Annotated in this window: 17 protein-coding genes; 9 read left to right on the top strand and 8 right to left on the bottom strand. The window is 62.6% G+C overall.

The features are described 5' to 3' along the window. Window positions 1–89: 89 nt before the first annotated feature. The 5 genes from AWB76_RS09560 to AWB76_RS09540 all read left to right on the top strand — a co-directional run bounded on the left by AWB76_RS09560 (window position 90) and on the right by AWB76_RS09540 (window position 5,801). Window positions 90–1,028: a LysR family transcriptional regulator gene (locus tag AWB76_RS09560; RefSeq protein ID WP_061160162.1), complete on the top strand. Its 939-nt coding sequence runs from the start codon at window positions 90–92 to the stop codon at window positions 1,026–1,028. A 158-nt stretch (window positions 1,029–1,186) separates the two neighbouring features. Continuing rightward, window positions 1,187–2,278: an HlyD family secretion protein gene (locus AWB76_RS09555; RefSeq protein WP_061159914.1), complete on the top strand. Its 1,092-nt coding sequence runs from the start codon at window positions 1,187–1,189 to the stop codon at window positions 2,276–2,278. Window positions 2,279–2,289: 11 nt separating this feature from the next. Then, the gene (locus tag AWB76_RS09550; RefSeq protein WP_061159913.1) at window positions 2,290–3,864 is read left to right on the top strand and encodes a DHA2 family efflux MFS transporter permease subunit; all 1,575 of its coding nucleotides are present in this window, start codon (window positions 2,290–2,292) and stop codon (window positions 3,862–3,864) included. A gap of 27 nt (window positions 3,865–3,891) precedes the next feature. Next, on the top strand, window positions 3,892–5,355 hold the full coding sequence (locus AWB76_RS09545; RefSeq protein WP_061159912.1) for an efflux transporter outer membrane subunit: 1,464 nt from the start codon (window positions 3,892–3,894) through the stop codon (window positions 5,353–5,355). After that, on the top strand, window positions 5,352–5,801 hold the full coding sequence (locus AWB76_RS09540; protein ID WP_061159911.1) for a PaaI family thioesterase: 450 nt from the start codon (window positions 5,352–5,354) through the stop codon (window positions 5,799–5,801). The genes AWB76_RS09545 and AWB76_RS09540 overlap by 4 nt, the downstream gene beginning before the upstream one ends. Before the next feature lie 52 nt (window positions 5,802–5,853). Here the strand turns inward: AWB76_RS09540 and aptA are convergent, their stop codons facing one another. Further along, complete coding sequence (gene aptA / locus AWB76_RS09535; RefSeq protein ID WP_061159910.1) at window positions 5,854–7,182, bottom strand: omega-aminotransferase AptA; 1,329 nt, start codon at window positions 7,180–7,182, stop codon at window positions 5,854–5,856. 147 nt (window positions 7,183–7,329) lie between these two features. Here aptA and AWB76_RS09530 point away from each other — a divergent pair, with 147 nt between their 5' ends. Further along, window positions 7,330–8,745: an aminotransferase-like domain-containing protein gene (locus AWB76_RS09530; protein WP_061160161.1), complete on the top strand. Its 1,416-nt coding sequence runs from the start codon at window positions 7,330–7,332 to the stop codon at window positions 8,743–8,745. A gap of 44 nt (window positions 8,746–8,789) precedes the next feature. Here AWB76_RS09530 and AWB76_RS38995 read toward each other — a convergent pair whose 3' ends face one another. The 6 genes from AWB76_RS38995 to AWB76_RS09505 form a co-directional block, all read right to left on the bottom strand. Further along, the gene (locus AWB76_RS38995) at window positions 8,790–9,050 is read right to left on the bottom strand and encodes a hypothetical protein (RefSeq protein ID WP_074171311.1); all 261 of its coding nucleotides are present in this window, start codon (window positions 9,048–9,050) and stop codon (window positions 8,790–8,792) included. A 179-nt stretch (window positions 9,051–9,229) separates the two neighbouring features. Continuing rightward, a complete protein-coding gene (locus tag AWB76_RS09525; RefSeq protein WP_061159909.1) occupies window positions 9,230–9,859 on the bottom strand; it encodes an H-NS histone family protein in 630 nt (209 codons plus the stop codon). 42 nt (window positions 9,860–9,901) lie between these two features. Continuing rightward, window positions 9,902–11,440, bottom strand: a complete 1,539-nt coding sequence (gene hpnR, locus AWB76_RS09520) for a hopanoid C-3 methylase HpnR (protein WP_061159908.1) — start codon at window positions 11,438–11,440, stop codon at window positions 9,902–9,904. Between the two features lie 166 nt (window positions 11,441–11,606). Further along, on the bottom strand, window positions 11,607–12,386 hold the full coding sequence (locus AWB76_RS09515; protein WP_061159907.1) for an ABC transporter substrate-binding protein: 780 nt from the start codon (window positions 12,384–12,386) through the stop codon (window positions 11,607–11,609). A gap of 147 nt (window positions 12,387–12,533) precedes the next feature. Beyond that, window positions 12,534–12,938 (bottom strand): Hsp20/alpha crystallin family protein, encoded by a 405-nt coding sequence (locus AWB76_RS09510; protein ID WP_061160160.1) that lies wholly within the window; start codon window positions 12,936–12,938, stop codon window positions 12,534–12,536. 13 nt (window positions 12,939–12,951) lie between these two features. Next, window positions 12,952–13,386, bottom strand: coding sequence for an Hsp20/alpha crystallin family protein (locus tag AWB76_RS09505; protein ID WP_061159906.1), 435 nt, complete (start codon window positions 13,384–13,386; stop codon window positions 12,952–12,954). 310 nt (window positions 13,387–13,696) lie between these two features. Here AWB76_RS09505 and AWB76_RS09500 point away from each other — a divergent pair, with 310 nt between their 5' ends. Both AWB76_RS09500 and AWB76_RS09495 read left to right on the top strand, forming a co-directional pair. Continuing rightward, window positions 13,697–13,885 carry a DUF2970 domain-containing protein gene (locus AWB76_RS09500; RefSeq protein ID WP_061160159.1) on the top strand — a complete coding sequence of 63 codons (189 nt, stop codon included), beginning with the start codon at window positions 13,697–13,699 and terminating at the stop codon, window positions 13,883–13,885. Between the two features lie 70 nt (window positions 13,886–13,955). Beyond that, window positions 13,956–14,939, top strand: coding sequence for a 2-dehydropantoate 2-reductase (locus AWB76_RS09495; protein ID WP_061159905.1), 984 nt, complete (start codon window positions 13,956–13,958; stop codon window positions 14,937–14,939). Window positions 14,940–14,994: 55 nt separating this feature from the next. Here AWB76_RS09495 and AWB76_RS09490 read toward each other — a convergent pair whose 3' ends face one another. Beyond that, on the bottom strand, window positions 14,995–16,200 hold the full coding sequence (locus tag AWB76_RS09490) for an NAD(P)/FAD-dependent oxidoreductase (protein ID WP_061159904.1): 1,206 nt from the start codon (window positions 16,198–16,200) through the stop codon (window positions 14,995–14,997). 271 nt (window positions 16,201–16,471) lie between these two features. Between AWB76_RS09490 and AWB76_RS09485 the strand changes: the two genes are divergently transcribed. Then, complete coding sequence (locus AWB76_RS09485) at window positions 16,472–16,852, top strand: nucleotide pyrophosphohydrolase (RefSeq protein WP_061159903.1); 381 nt, start codon at window positions 16,472–16,474, stop codon at window positions 16,850–16,852. Window positions 16,853–16,933 lie beyond the last annotated feature (81 nt).

Genomic DNA, 16,933 nt, shown 5'->3' with positions numbered 1-16,933 from the left:
GGCTCGTAAAACCGCGCGATCGTCTCATCGTGCGAATACGGCGGCTTCGTGCCATGATCGGGGCTTCCGCACGCATCACGATTGCGCACATGGACTATCTGACGAGCCTGAAGGTGTTTTGCACGGTGGTCGAAGCGAAGAGCTTCGCGCGTGCGGCCGACATACTCGGCATGTCGCCGCCGGTCGTGTCGCGCGCGATCGCGGGTCTCGAAGAACGGCTCGGCAGCCGGCTTTTCAATCGCACGACACGGCAGATTTCGCTGACGGAAACCGCCGAGCGCTTCTTCGCCGATTGCTCGCGCCTGCTCGACGAACTCCAGGCGATGGAAGAGCGCGCATCGAACCGCGCGAGCGAAGCCACCGGCCTCTTGCGGCTCGTCGCGCACACGACCGTGATGATGAGCCGCTATGCGCCGCTCGTCGCGAGCTTCAGACGCGCGCATCCGCATGTGCGCCTCGACGTGACGCTGACGGAGCGGCCCGTCGATCTCGTCGGCGAAGGCTACGATCTCGCCATCGTGCTGCCGTTCATGCTGTCGACCGACACGGCCGTCACGCGTCTGCTCGAAACCATTCCGCTCGTGCTCGTCGCGAGTCCCGCATATCTCGCGCAACGTCCCGCGCCGCGCCATCCGTCCGAACTCGCCGATCACGTGTTCGTGCCGATGTCGCCATCGATCCGCAAGCCCGCGCTCACGTTTCGCATCGGCGGCGAGGAACTGCGCGTGCCGCTCAATCACGACATCACGTCGAACAGCGCGGTGTTCAATCGCGAAATGGCGTTGCAGGGCTTCGGTATCGGCGTGCTGCCGACGGCGCTCGTCGCGGAAGAAGTCGCGGCGGGCCGGCTCGTCACGCTGCTCGACGCCTATGAGCGCGTCGATTCGGCCATCGAAATCCGCATCGCCTACAGCACGCGCGCGCTGTTGCCGGCCAAGGTGCGCGCGTTCGTCGAGCATGCCGTGCGCTTTTGCGCCGATGAAAGCATGCTGCGCGACGCCCCCGCAAATCGGCTGCGAGCCTTGTAGCGCAAGGCTTCGGCGCGATTCTTTCCGTCCGCGTCATTCACTCGTGCGCGCCGTGACGGTTGACTTGGTGCATATGCACAACTAGTCTTCGGGGCTATGACGGGCAGGGATTCGCCCATTCCTTCAATCCAAATTGTGCATATGCACTATCATCGCAAATGACGACACCTACGACGAATATTCCATCGGTCGCGGCGCCGGCGCTCGCGCGGCCGGCGCGCAGGATTCCCTGGATGCTGCTCGCGCTCGGCCTGGTCGGGCTTGTGCTGATCGCGGCGGCGACGTACTGGGCGCTCGTGCTGCGCTTCGTTCAGACGACCGACGATGCCTATGTCGGCGGGGACGTCACCGTGCTCGCGCCGAAGGTGAACGGTTTCGTCACCGATGTGCTCGTGCAGGACAACCAGCGCGTGAAAGCCGGCCAGGTGCTGATCCGCCTCGATTCGCGCGACTATGATGCACGCCTCGCGCAAGCCGACGCCGAACTGTCGAGCGCCCGCGCGGCGGTGGTCGAGCTGCAGGCGAAGGATGCGTTGCAGGCGGCCGTGATCAATCAGCAGCAGGCGGAAGTGCGCGCGTCGTCGGCGGAACTCACGCGCACCGGACAGGACCGTTCGCGCTATCGCGAGCTCGTGAAGGACGATGCGGTGTCGAACCAGATCGTCGAGCGGGCGGACGCGGACTATACGAAGGCACAGGCGGCGGTGGATCGCAGCGGCGCGTCGCTCGTGGCGGCGAAGCGTCAACTGAGCGTGATTGAAGCGCAGATCGCGGATGCACAGGCACGCGTCGCGACGGCCGAAGCGGCGCGGCGTGTCGCGGAACTGAACGTCGAATACACGACGATCCGCTCGCCCGTCGATGGCTATGTCGGCAATCGCACGGCGCGGGTGGGCGTGCTCGCGAACGTGGGCACATCGCTTTTGACCATCGTTCCGTCGACGGGACTCTGGGTCGATGCGAACTTCAAGGAAGATCAACTGAAGAAGATGCGCGCGGGCGACGAAGCCGATGTCGAACTCGATGCGTCGAGCGTGCCGTTCACCGGTCACGTCGAAAGTCTCGCGCCCGCGACCGGCGCGACCTTCAGCGTGCTGCCCGCCGAGAACGCGACCGGCAACTTCACGAAGATCGTGCAGCGCGTGCCGGTGCGCATCCGGCTCGATGTGCCGAAGGGCATGGAATCGGTGCTGCGTCCGGGTCTCTCCGCGACGGTCAAGGTGCATCTCGCGAAGCAGTCGAACGGTTGAGGGGCGCGGCGATGACTTACACCATTCCTTCCGATCCCGCCACGCAGCCGATACGGCAGCGCGTGTTCGCCTTCGCGCTGATGTGCCTCGGCTTCTTCATGGCGACGCTCGATATCCAGATCGTCGCGTCGTCGTTGAAGGATATCGGCGGCGGCTTGTCCGCGAGCCAGGACGAGCTGTCCTGGGTGCAGACGTCATATCTGATCGCCGAAATTCTCGTCATTCCGATGTCGGGCTGGCTCTCGAAAGTGTTCTCCACGCGCTGGCTTTTCGTGGCATCGGCGGTGGGCTTCACGATCACGAGCATGCTGTGCGGCATGGCGTGGGACATCAATTCGATGATCCTCTTTCGCGGCCTGCAAGGTGCGCTCGGCGCGGCGATGATCCCGACCGTGTTTACGACCGCCTTCGTGCTGTTTCCCGGCAAGCAGCGCCTGATTGCCTCGACGACGATCGGCGCGCTGGCGTCGCTCGCGCCCGCCGTCGGACCGGTGATCGGCGGATGGATCACCGATCAATGGTCGTGGCACTGGCTCTTCTATCTGAACGTGGTGCCGGGGCTCGTCGTTGCGCTGCTCGTGCCGAAATACGTGCATGTGGACGAGCCGAATATTGCGCTGCTGAAAAAGGGCGACTATCTCGGCATCGTGCTGATGTCGGGGTTTCTCGGCTGTCTGGAATACGTGCTCGAAGAAGGGCCGCGCAAGAACTGGTTCGGCGACGACGTAATCATCACGTGCGCGTGGATTTCAGGGATCTGCGGCTTCCTGTTCCTCGTGCATGCGTTCACGGCGAAAGACCCGGTCGTCGATCTGCGCGCGCTCGCGGTGCGCAACTTCGCGATCGGCAGTCTGCTGTCGTTCGTGACGGGCATCGGCATCTTCGTGTCGGTGTTTCTGACGCCGGTGTTCCTCGCGCGCGTGCGCGGCTTCGATTCGCTGCACACGGGCCTCGCGCTGCTGTCGGTCGGCTGTTTCCAGTTGCTTTCCATCGGCGTGTATGGCTTCGCGTCGCGCTTCATCGACATGCGCGTGCTGCTCGCATTCGGTCTGATCTGCTTCGGCGCGGGCTGTTACTTCTATACGCCGCTGACGCACGACTGGGGCTGGCAGCAGTTCCTGTTGCCGCAGGCGCTGCGCGGCATCGGCCAGCAGTTCGCGGTGCCGCCCATCGTGACGATGGCGCTCGGTTCGCTGCCGCCGTCGCGGCTCAAATCGGCGAGCGGGCTGTTCAACCTGATGCGCAATCTCGGCGGCGCAATCGGCATCGCGGTGAGCGCGACGATGCTGAACGACCGCCTCAATCTGCATTACCTGCATCTGAACGAGAACGTGACGATCGGCCGGCCCGTCATCGACGACATGATCGCGCGCAACTCGGCGCATCTCGCCGCCGTCGCGGGCGATACGCTGGATGCGTCGCAAGCGGGGCTCGCCTCGCTGCATGCGCTCGTCATGCGTGAAGCGCTCGTGCTGACTTTCGCCGATTGCTTCTACGTGCTCGCGCTGTGCTTCCTCGTCGGCCTGACGACGGTGCTCTTCGCCAAGCCGATCACGAGCGCGCCGCCTTCGTCCGATGCGCATTGAACCGGGCCTTATCTGGATGCTTCGATCATGAAGAAACTTCTCGTTGCCATGCTTGCGGGCGTGACCGCTATGACGCTCGCCGCGTGCGCGGTGCAGCCCGCCACGCACGCCGAACTTCCCGCCACGGTCAATGCGACCGCGCCCGCAAACTGGAGCGTCGATGTGCCGAACCAGTCCGCCGATCCCACTGCATGGTGGAATCAGTTCAACGATCCGGTGATGCATGAACTCGTCGCCTCGGTGTTGAACGACAACCTCGATGTGCAGGCGGCCGTCGAGCGCGTGAAGCAGGCGCAGGCGCTCACGACGCAACGTCGCGCGGCCTTGCTGCCGCAACTCGATGCAAACGCGGGCGGGGCGTACACGCGGCAGAACACGCCGCCGCCGCTGGGCTATGTGAAACAGGCGGGTTTCGGTCTGGCGTTGAGCTGGACGCCGGACGTGTTCGGTGGCGAGCGGCTGGAATTGCTGGCATCGCAGGCGCAGCTCGTCGGGCGTGAACACGCTGCGGATCAGATCAGGCTCGCGCTTGCCGCCGATACGGCCGCCGCGTATGTCGATCTGCGCTGGGCGCAAGCAGAACTCAAAATACTTAAGGATAACGAAGAGATTCGTGCGCGCGCGCTGAAGCTCACGCAACGACGCCTGCAATACGGCCTGTCGACTCAACTCGACGTGGCCCGCGCGCAGAATCAACTGAGCGATCTGCAATCGCGCATTCCGCGCACGCAATCGACGATCCAGCATCAGTTGAGTCTGATCGCGGTGTATTCGGGGCGCACGCCGGAATCCATCGACAAGCTGATGCTCGCGAATGCGGGCGATGCACCGGTGATTCCCGTGCCCGCGAGCGGCGCGCCGCAGATGTTGCCGTCCGATGCGTTGTTGCGCCGTCCCGACGTGCTCGTGGCGTACGCGACCGTGCAGCAGCGCGCGGCGGAAGTGGGTGTCGCGCGTGCGGAGCGCTATCCGAAGTTTTCGCTGCGCTTGTCGGACGGCTTGCTCGCGTCGTCGTATCTCGGCTTGCCGACGCTGACCGACAATCTCTTTTCGGCCGCGCTCAACGCGACGAGCCCGATCTTCAACGCGGGGCGCATCACGGCGGAGATCGAGCAGAACGAGAGCAAGATGCGCGAGTCGGAGTTGCATCTGCGTCAGACGATGCTCGAAGCGCTAAAGGATGTCGAAGACACGCGCAGCGATCTCGTCAGCACGACCGAATCGACCGCGCGTTTAACCGATGCACTCAGCGCTTCCGGTCAATCGCTCACGCTGTCGACGCAGTTGTACAAGGGCGGCGCGGCGAGCTTTCTCGATGTGCTCGACGCGCAGCAATCCTATCTGCGCGACGCCGATGCGTTGAATCAATCGAAGCGTGAACATGCGCTCGCGGCGGTGGCGCTCTATCGTTCGCTCGGTGGCGGCTGGAGCGTGACCGGCGACGACGATGCCATCAAGACCGCCAGCAACAAGACGGAGACGACGAAATGAGCCTGATCGAAGAAACGGCCTCCGGCCTCGACGGTCTCGCGCAACTGCGCAAGCTGATCGCATGCGGACGCAAGCCGGGCATTCTGGTGTCGCTGGATTTCGATTTCATCGAAGTGGAAGCGGGCAGGGCGGTGTTCGCGGGCGTGCCCGGCGATCACGCCTATAACCCGATCGGCACCGTGCACGGCGGCTATGCGGCCACACTGCTCGATTCGGCGTGCGGCTGTTCCGTGCATTCGTGCCTGACCGCGACCCAGGCCTACACGACGCTCGAACTGAAGGTCGCGTATCACAAGGCCATCACGCGCGATACGGGCGTGCTTCGCGCCGAAGGACGCGTGCTGTCGATCGGACGCCGCGCCGCCTTCGCCGAAGCGACGCTCAAGGACGCGAGCGGCCGATTGTACGCATCGGCGACATCGACATTGCTCGTCATGGAACGATAAAAAGCCCGGCTTCTCGTCGCGGGAAGCCGGGCCTTCAGATAACGAAAACCGCTTATTTCACGCTTTCGAGCACCTTTTTCACCGTGCCGAAGATCTGATCGATCTGATCGTCTTCGATGATGAGCGGCGGCGAGAACGCAAGAATATCGCCGGTATAGCGCACGAGCACGCCTGCCTCGAAGCACTTGACGAACACTTCATAGGCACGCGCGCCGGGCGCGCCATCGCGCGAATCCAGCTCGATGCCCGCGACGAGCCCGAGATTGCGGATGTCCTTCACGAACGGCGCGTCGCGCAGCGCATGAACGGCGCTTTCGAACTTCCCGGCCTTCGATGCCGCGCGCTCGAACAACTTGTCGCGCTGATACAGATCGATCGTCGCGATGGCCGCGGCGGTCGCGACCGGGTGCGCCGAATACGTATAACCGTGGAACAGTTCGATGGCGTTGGCCGCGCCTGCGTTGACGACCGTGTCGTGCACGTTGCGATGCGCGGCGACGGCGCCCATCGGAATCGTCGCGTTGTTGATGGCCTTGGCCATCGTGATGAGGTCGGGCGTCACGCCGAAGTACTCGCTCGCCGTGGCCTTGCCGAGACGTCCGAAGCCGGTGATGACCTCATCGAAAATCAGCAGAATGCCGTACTTCGTGCAGATCTCGCGCAGCTTCTGAAGATAGCCTTGCGGCGGCACGAGCACGCCCGTAGAGCCAGCGAGCGGCTCGACGATCACGGCGGCGATCGTCGACGGATCGTGCAGCGCGACGATGCGCTCCAGATCATCGGCGAGATGGTCGCCCCACGCGGGCTGGCCCTTCGTGAACGCGTTGTGCGCGAGATCGTGCGTGTGCGGCAGATGATCGACGGACGGCAGCAGCGCGCCCGAGAACGTCTTGCGATTCGGCGCGATGCCGCCGACCGAGATGCCGCCGAAGCCCACGCCGTGATAGCCGCGCTCGCGGCCGATCAGACGCGTGCGCTGGCCTTCGCCGCGTGCGCGGTGATAGGCGAGCGCGATCTTGAGCGCCGTATCGACCGACTCGGAGCCCGAGTTCGTGAAGAAGATGCGGTCGAGGCCTTCGGGCATCAGATCGGCGACCTTGTTCGCGGCTTCGAATGCGAGCGGGTGGCCCATCTGGAAGGTCGGCGCGAAGTCGAGCGTCGACAACGCCTTTTGCACCGCGTCGACGATCTCGTCCCGGCAATGGCCCGCGTTCACGCACCAGAGACCGGCCGTGCCGTCGAGCACTTCACGGCCGTCGGTCGAGCGGTAATACATGCCTTTGGCGCTCTCCAGCATGCGCGGCGCGGCCTTGAACTGGCGATTGGCGGTGAACGGCATCCAGAACGACGAGAGGTCTTCGATCACGGGGCGAGCATTCATTAGGGGTCTCCTGAGGAAGTACGGCCACTGTATTCCTCGGCAAAATTGCACGGCATAGACAGTTGTTTCACTGCGCTGCTAACTGTGCTGGCAAAATGCTATGAACTGTATTGGTCGGCGCGCGATGCCCGCGCCATGCTCGAAGCCATGATCGAACTCAAGCTGGAACGCGGCGCGCGGCAGGCGCCGACGCTCGTCGAACAACTGGTGCGCGCGTTCTCCACGGCCATCGAGGAGCAGACGCTGCGCGCGGGCGCGCTGCTGCCATCGGTGCGGCGCCTTGCCGAGGCGGAGAGTCTCAGCACGTTCACGGTGACGGAAGCGTATGGCCGGCTCGTGTCGATGGGCCTCGTCACCGCGCGGCGCGGATCGGGTTATCGCGTGGCCGTGCGCGGACGCAGCGAGCCGGTGCGGGCCATCGAATGGCAGCCGCCGAGTCTCACCGCGACCTGGCTTTTGTCCGACGTATTCGCCGATCATTCCGTGCCGATCAAATCAGGCTGCGGCTGGCTGCCAAACGAATGGGTCAACGAGAGCGGGCTGCAGCATGCGTTGCGCGCAGTGAGCCGCGTGCCGGCGGCGCGGATCGCGGATTACGGGCATCCGTATGGCTTCGCGCCGCTGCGCGAGCGGATCGCCGAGCAAATGGACCGTCACGGCTTGCCGGTCGACGCCGCGTCGAACGTGCTCCTGACCGCGGGCGCGACGCAGGCGCTCGATCTCATCGTGCGCACGTTGCTGCGTCCGGGCGATGCGGTCGTCGTCGAAGATCCGGGCTACTGCAATCTGCTGCAGATTCTGCGGCTCGCGGGCTTGCAGGCGCATGGCGTGCCGCGCACCGCCGCGGGCATCGACACCGATGTGTTCGAGCGCATCGTCATCGAGCATCGGCCGAAAGCGGTCTTTCTCAACACCACATTGCAGAATCCGACGGGCGCGACCTTCGGCATGGCGTCGGCGTTTCGGCTGATGCAGATCGCGGAGCGTCACGGCCTGTGGGTCGTCGAGGACGATGTGAACCGCGAGCTCGCGCCGCCCGGCGCGCCTTTGCTCGCGGCGATGGAAGGGCTGAACCGCGTGGTGTATGTCGGCGGTTTCGCGAAGACGATCACGCCCGCGCTGCGCTGCGGCTATGTCGTCGCGGAACGCGATGTGTTGCGCGAGCTGGCGCGCACGAAAATGGCCGTGGGGCTGACGTCATCGGAGGCGACGGAGCGCATCGTCGAAAAAGTGCTGACGGAAGGGCGCTACGCGCGGCATGTCGAATTCGTCGTGGACAAGCTGAAGGATGCGCACGCGCTCGTCGAGGAGCGCATGGACGCACTGGGCGTCGAGTTGTTCCGGCGTCCGCGCGCGGGATTGTTTCTGTGGGGCGCATTGCCGATCGATCCGGCCGATGGCAGCGCCGTCGCGACACGCGCATTGCAACACGGCATCTGGCTCGCGCCGGGTTCCTATTTCCGTCCGGACGATGCGGAAAGCGCATGCTTTCGATTCAACGTCCCTTATTCCGTGGACGATGCGCTTTGGGCATTTCTGGAGAAAACGATCAAAGCAAATTAAAGCGGACACGATAAATAAAATCATCGTGTCCTTTACCCGAATCGTTATTGCGAGACTTGTGAGTTTGCAGAAGCCGAAACTTGTCCGCGCTGAATCTGCGCCGTGCGTTCCGTATTGCTGAAATTGCTGCGTCCTTGCCCGGCTTCTTCCGCCGCGAAGGTTTGCGCGCTAACGCCATGTTGTGAAGCAGGCGCGCCGACATCGGGACGATAATGCGGCGCCGGACCATAACCGCTTGCAAACGCCGAACCGGCGAAAAGAGAACTCAATGCAATAGCAAAGCCCACTACGAGTCGCTTGTTCACGAGATTGCTCCAACGAAGATATGAGGAGATGCGGTTGTCTGAATTGACAACTGCAATCGGGGAAGCGAATCGTTTCGCAACGAAACGCCCCCGACATGTGAACGCAGTGTAGAAGGACTGAGCCGTTTTTTAATCGCACGAAAAGCCAATTGAGTTTTCGTCGATCTCAAACAATGGGATTACGCCGTGCCTGGCGCGGATGCATCGCTCGTTGGCGTCGATGTCGTTTCACTCGACACCGATTGTGGTGCAGCCTTCGCTGCGCGTTTGCGTGGCGCGCTGCGCTTTTCCGCGGTTTTGGCCGCAACGGCTTTCTTTGCGACCTTCGTCGCTGCTTTCTTCTTCGCCGCCGGCGCGCTCGCTTGCGTCGCGTTGGCCTTCTTCGCCGATGCTTTTTTTGCCGCGGCCTTTTTTGCCGCTGTTTTCGGTTTGGCCGCGTTGTCCGCGCTTTCCGCATCGATCAGAAACTTGCTGCGATCCTTCACGTTCGCGATCCACGCAGGCGGGCGTGCCCAGCCGCTCCATGTCTCGCCCGTCTTCGGATTGCGATACTTCGCGGGCAGCTTGCCTTTCTTCGCGAGCTTGGTCATCGCTTCATGACGGCCGGCCGGCGCCGGATAAGCGACCTGTGGTTTCGCGGCGCGTTTGACCTTCTTGCCGTGCCGGTCGATATCCGCGGTCGTGAGGCCGTGCCTTTCCATCATCGCGCGAATATCGTCGAGCACCGCTTGCGCGCGCTTCGCGATCAGTTGCTCGGTCTGCGCCTGAAGCTTCTTGAGCTTCGCCTGCATCTGCTTGAGTGTCGCCATTGCCGTCTCCGTTTTTGTTGGTTCTGCGTTTTGATCAAGGCGCTAACCGGCGCCCATTCTCGTTTCGTCGACGAACTTCTCAGTCGCATCGTCGATGCGGCGCGACTTGCGTCCCGAGGGACCATGCACATAGACAGCTTTGACGTTCGCGGCTGTATTGGGTGCGGGCGGTGGCGTCATCTCATAGTCGACCTTGCGCGCATGATCGCTCAATTGCAGGCGCGGATCGAATACCGAATTAAACCGCCAAAGCATGCGAATGAAATTCGTTTGTCCACGCATCAGCAAATGCATGGCCTGGCCTGCGGCACCGCGCAATGCGGCCCAGCCCATATGTTTGCGATTGAGCACTTGCTGCGTGCGTACGAGTTCGGCATAGAACTCGGGCAATGGCAAACGCGTGGGCAAGACCGCATGCTGAATGTCGTAGAGACGGTAATCGAGACTCGTGAGACGCCGCTCTTCGCGCAGCCAGATTTCAGTGCCGGGATAGGGCGTGTTCACGCTGATGTTCACGATCTCTGGAATGTCGAGGCACCATTGACGCACGGTTTCGAAGCGCTCGCGGTCCCATTCGGGATCGGCGATAAGATTGATCGCAACCGTGATGCCGAGCGAGCGCGCAAATTCGAGCGCTTCGAAATTCTTGTCGAGCGTGATGCGTTTGCGAAATGCTTTCAGCCCTTCAGCGTCGATTGCTTCCATGCCGATGAACATGTATTTCAGGCCGAGCGTGCGCCAGAAACGAAAGACTTCCTTATTGCGCAAGAGCACGTCGCCGCGCGTTTCGAGGTAATACTGCTTGCGGATGCCGCGCCGCTCGATTGCGTGGCCGATCGCCATGCCGTGTTCCGCGTGCACGAACGCGACGTCATCGACGATGAACACGCCCGGCTCGCGTATCGACGCAAGTTCATTGGCAATAACATCAGGACTGCGCGATCGATAACTTCGTCCATAGAACGTCCACGCACTGCAGAACGTGCAATCCCACGGACAGCCGCGCGCGAATTCGATCGATGCGCACGGGTCCAGCGTGCCGATGAAATACTTGCGCCTATGCCGCAGCAGATCGCGCGCGGGAAGCATCTCATCGAGGCTTTCGACGAAGCGGGGCGGCGGTCCCGAACCGTCGCTCGTCACCGCGCCGGGAACGACGCGCAAGTCGCTTTTTTCGTCCACTGCATGAAGGAGCTCATTCACGGAAGCCTCGCCTTCGCCCTTCAGCACGCAATCGATTGCGCCTTCGGCATGACGCAGCATGTCGCTTGCAGTGAACGATGCGCTATGTCCGCCAATAAATACGAAACAATGCGGCAGCAGCGTCTTCACTGCTTTGGCGAGATCGATGATTTCGGGGATGTTGGCGAGATAGTTGCCGGAGAAGCAGAGCGCGTCGGGGCGCCATCTGCGCACGAGACGATGAAGGTCACGATGCGATTCGACTTGCAGATCGATCAGCCGGACATCGTGCCCGGCGTGGCGCATGGCCGCCGCGACTGTTTCGAGACCGAGCGGCTCGAGTCGGAGGAATACGCGGGTGTACATCAGACCGCTGGGATGAACGGCTAGCACTTTCATGGACTCTCCTCACGGGAAAGCATTACATCGTGCGGATCACATCGCGTTTCGTGCGCGGCCTCGTCGCTCGTGCGGCCGCATTCATTCTACTGTGCCAATGCGCTTTGCTGCTGATTGCGTGATCGCCCGCGCACGGTGTTATCGTTCGCGGGCGGCGTCATCGCTCTTATTCGCCGTAGATATCGAAGTCGAAATACTTCTGCTCGATGCGCTTATACGTGCCGTCCTTGATCATCGCGGCGATGGCGCCGTCGAGCTTTTCCTTCAGGTCGGTGTCTTCCTTGCGCAAGCCGATTGCCGTGCCCGGTCCGAAGATCGCGCTGTCTTCCAGTGCACCGCCCGCGAAGCCGTAGGGCTTGCCGCGCGGCGTATCGAGAAAGCCGCGTTCGGCTTGCACGGCGTTTTGCAGCGATGCATCGAGACGTCCGGCGAGCAGATCCTGATAGACCTGATCCTGATCCGCATAGGACACGACCTTCACGCCCTTCGCGCCCCAGTGCGCCTTCGCATAGGCTTCCTGCATCGAACCCTGTTCGACGCCGACCGACTTGCCCGCGAGCGATTCCGCCGTCGGCTGAATGTTCGAATCGCGCTTGGCGACGAGACGCGTGGGCACGTGAAAGAGCTTGCTGGAGAAGCCGATCTGCTTGACGCGCGCGGGGGTCATCGACATCGTGGAGAGCACGCCGTCGAACTTGCGCGATTTGAGGCCCGGGATCATGCCGTCGAATGCATTTTCGACCCACACGCATTTCGCGTTGAGACGCCGGCACAATTCATTGCCGACGTCGATATCGAAGCCGACGAGCGTGCCGTCGGGCGCTTTCGATTCGAAAGGCGGATAACTCGCATCGACACCGAATCGGATAGTCGACCATTCTTTTGCATGCGCTCCGATCGACACGGCCAGCATCGAACCCAACAACACCGTCAACAGCCTCTTCACGATAGTCCCTTTCTTTCTATGAGTATTTGAATGGTGGCGATTTAAGCCGCCGTTGAAGATTATAGAGGCGTGCGCGCGGCCAAAAAGAAAAACGGCCGCGAAAGATCGCGGCCGTTCCCGTCAGAACTGATAGCTTTTACCGGCGTTTTAGCCCGCACGCACTTCCACGCGGCGCGGACGCGCTTCTTCGCGACGCGGAATCGTCAGCTTGAGCACGCCATTGCTGAGATTGGCGTCGATCTTCGCGGTGTCGAAGTCATCGCTGACCGTGAAGGCGCGCGCGAAACGCGGTGCACGCAATTCAGCGTGATGCACACGCATCGCGCCTTGCACGGGCAACTCGGCTTCGGCTTCGATGGTGAGGCGCGCATCGTGCACCTTCACGTCGAGCTTCTCGCGCGATACGCCGGGCAGATCCGCCCACAGCGTGATGCCGTGGCTATCCTCGACGATATCGACGGCGGGCGTCACCGTTGCGCGGCGCACCGTGTCTTCGTTCTTGCGCGTCACGTCGTTCGTGTTTTGCGCGGCGACTTGAGTGTTGTCGGTCATGATGTGCATCCTCTTACTGAATGGTGATCGCGCGCGGCTTGGATGCTTCGCGCTTGCCGATGGTGATGGACAGCACGCCGTTCTCATAGCGCGCTTCGACCTTGTCCGCGTCCGCGTTCTGCGGCAGTTCGATCACACGGCGGAAGCTGCCGGTGAAGCGCTCTTTCGCATAAGTGCGCGCGCCTTCCGCCGTTGCTTGCCCCTTGCGCTCGCCGCTGATCGTGAGCGTGCCTTTGTCAACGGTCACATCGAGCGAAGCAGGCTCGACGCCCGGCGCGAATGCGACGATATGAATCGCGTCATCCGTGCTGCCGATGTTCAGGCGCGGGAAAGCATCTGCGCGGCTCGAACGAATGCTGGAAGGTATGTTGCCGAAGAGCGAGGACACCTGCCGTTGCATCCGGTCCAGCTCAGAGAAAACGTCGCCGCCAAAATAAAAGTCACTCATGGTCCAGTCTCCGATAGTGCGGCCGACGAGGCCTGCAACAGGAAGTTGAATCGACAGCGCGGGTGCTGCTGCCCTTGCATCCAAGGTAGGTGCGATGGCTATCGTTTCAATACCGAAGTGCTATGTTTCAAGCGCGATTTATTTTCGCGCGGCGGATCTTGAAAGAAGGCGGGGCGCGCTTATATCGGTCCGAATGCGCGCCCATTCTGCTACCGCCGAATACTTCGCAACTGCTGCTGTTTTTCTTCCGGCGCGAGCCGCATCATGAACCCGTGAAAGATCGATACGGATTCAGGTGAAGGAGCCGCTCATGGAATTCTTGAAGATGATGCGCATCGTGCTTTGGAGCTTTTTCGGCGTGCGCAAGCGCGCGTCGCACAACGCCGATTTCGCGCAGGTGAAGCTGCCGCTCTTGCCGGTTATCGCCGTGATGCTCGCGGGCGCATTCGGCTTGACGCTGCTGACGGTCGCGAAGCTCGCCACGGGCATCGCGCACTGATCGCGACGCGCATCGCGTCCCGCTCTTACAATGGCGAACGGACTGTTTGGCACGAGCGAGGATCGGGACGATGAAAGTATGCGTGTATGGCGCGGGCGCCATCGGCGGATGGATCGGCGTGAAGCTCGCGCAGGCGGGCTGCGATGTCAGCGTGGTCGCGCGCGGCGCGACACTCGATGCGCTGAAACGGGAAGGGCTGCGGCTCGTCGAGAAAGATGCGACGCATACCGTGAAAGTCGCGGCGAGCGCCGAACCGGAAGATCTCGGCGTGCAGGATCTCGTCGTCGTGGCGGTGAAGGCGCCCGCGATGCAGTCCGTCGCCGCGCATATCGCGCCGCTGCTGTCGAAAGAAACTACCGTGCTGACCGCGATGAACGGCGTGCCCTGGTGGTTCTGCGACGGCCTCGATGAACCGTTCACGGGCAAGCGGCTTTCGTCCGTCGATCCGAACGGCGAGATCGCCGCTGCGATTCCAGGCGCGCAGACGGTCGGATGCGTCGTGCATGCGAGCTGCTTCGTCGAAGCGCCGGGCGTCATCCGGCATCATCAGGGCAAGGGGCTGATTCTCGGCGAGGCGACGGGCGCGCCGACCGCACGCACCGAATCGCTCGTATCGCTCTTCTCGAAAGCGGGCTTCGACGCCACGCTCTCTCCGCACATTCAACGCGATGTCTGGTTCAAGCTGTGGGGCAACATGACGATGAACCCCATCAGCGCGATCACCGGCTCGACCACCGACCGCATCCTGAGCGACGATCTCGTGCGCGGCTTCGTCACAAACGTGATGCTCGAAGCGAAGGAAATCGGCGCACGCTTCGGCATTCCCATCGAACAGGAACCCGAGGATCGTCACGCCGTCACGCTCAAGCTCGGCGCAATGAAAACGTCGATGCTGCAGGACGTTCAGGCGGGCAAGGCGGTCGAACTCGATGCGCTCGTCGCGTCGGTGCGCGAACTGGGCGCGATGACCGGCGTACCGACGCCGTTCACCGATGCCCTGCTCGGACTCGCGCGCCTGCACGCGCGCACGCTGGGGCTTTATCCGGCGGCGTGAGCCTTCATTGGGCTACGGCTCAGGCCGCGACTCAGGCCACGACTCAGGCCGCGACTCAGGCCACGACAATACGCAGCGGGTCCGCAGCCGCGAACGCTTCAGCCCGCTCCGCGCTCGGCGGATATATCCACTCGGTGTTGATGCGCGTCTTCAATGCCTTCGCTTGCGCGCCCGACATCTTCACTTCACGTTCCCAGCCTTCCGTATAGACCGCGCCCCACGGACCGAGATCGAGACACGTCACGTACTTCGGCTGGCTATACGCGATCGGCGCGTCGCCCAGCAAGTCCGCCGCGACGTTGTGGCCCGCCGAGCGGCCGAGGTTCATCGCGTGCTGGCAGGACATCATCGCGTGGTTGCCTTCGTCGTCGGTGGCGGCGTAGGCGACATCGCCCGTCGCATAGACTGTATCGACGCCGATCACGCGCAGATTGCGATCCACATGCAGGCGGCCCAGCGCGTCGCGCTCCGCGGGAATCTGCGCGGTCAGCGCGCTCGCACGCACGCCGGCGGTCCAGATCACCGTGTTCGCTTCGATGCGTTCGCCATCCGACGTGGTGAGGCCGTTCGCATCGACGGACGTCACCGCCGCGCCGAGCCGCCACTCGACGCCGAGCGACTCGAGCGCCTCGACGATGACCGGACGCGGACCCGCGCCCAGGTCCGGCCCGATCTCCTCATTACGCTCGACGATGACCACGCGCACATCCGCGTTCGCGCCGAGCGCCGCACGCAGGCGCGCTGGCATTTCCGCCGCCGTTTCGATACCGGTGAAGCCGCCGCCGGCGACGACCACCGTGTTGCGCGCGCGGGTATCGGGCTGCGTGGCGAGGTGCTTGATATGCGCTTCGAGCGTGGCGGCTTCATCGACCTGATCGACGCTGAATGTGTGCTCGGCGAGCCCCGGAATCTGCGGGCGGAACAGGCGGCTGCCGGTCGCCAGAACGAGACGGTCGTAGTTCAGCTTCGACGGCGTGCCGTGGGAGTCGAGCACATCGACCTCGTTTCGCTCGACATGAATGCGCTCGACCGTGCCCTGAATGAACTTCACGCCCGTTGACGCGAAGATATCGAGGAGCGGCGCCCTCATGCCAGCGGCCTTTTCCTCATACAGACGCGGACGCACGTGCAGATGCGGCTCCGGCGCAATAAGCGCGACTTCGATATCCGTCCGGCCGTGCTGATCGATGAGACGCGCCGCGGACAGGGCGCTCCACATGCCGGCAAAACCGGCTCCGACTACCAGAATGCGCTTGGACATTTCGATGCTCCTTGGAATTCACGATTGGGGTCGCTCGACGAACGGTCGTCGTTGTCATTGCTTAACTGCGATTCTATGAGTCGGAGTTAAATCGCGCAAGAAAATTACCTGACATGTCACACATTGTCGCGAATTCGCTGAATCCGGTCGGAGAGACGCGAATTTCGGACATCGCAAAACCAATCTGAGATCAAACGAGGCGTAGTTGTGGGAGGCGCGCGTCCGTCGCGTTAAGCTACGCGGTGCGTCAACGAAACATCAGAGGAAGAACATGGAGCAGCAGAATCAGCCGGAAGGCGCGAGCGAACTCGCGCAAATGCGCGACATGCTGCGCGAATTCGTGCGCGAGCGGGACTGGAGCCGTTTTCATTCGCCGAAGAATCTGGCGGCGGCGTTGTCGGTCGAAGCGAGCGAGCTGCTCGAGCCGTTCACGTGGCTTTCTACCGGCGACAAAACCGAACTCGACGAAGCCAGGCTGCAAGCGATCCGGCACGAGATGGCGGACGTGCTCGCCTATCTTGTGATGCTCGCCGACTCGCTCGATGTCGATCTGCATCGCGCACTGATCGAAAAGATGGTGTTGAATCGATCGAAGTATCCGGCGCACAAAGTGAAGGGCGACGCGCGCAAATACACCGATTACGACGACTGAACCACGGAACAACGCCACTGGCGCGCCATGCGTCCGCGCGGTTAAGCTTGGTGTTCAGCCCGTTCCCTTAGAGGATTGTCG

It is taken from the genome of Caballeronia temeraria, from assembly GCF_001544795.2.
In the GTDB taxonomy this organism is placed as follows: domain Bacteria; phylum Pseudomonadota; class Gammaproteobacteria; order Burkholderiales; family Burkholderiaceae; genus Caballeronia; species Caballeronia temeraria.
This window is presented reverse-complemented; position numbering and strand designations above follow the sequence as displayed.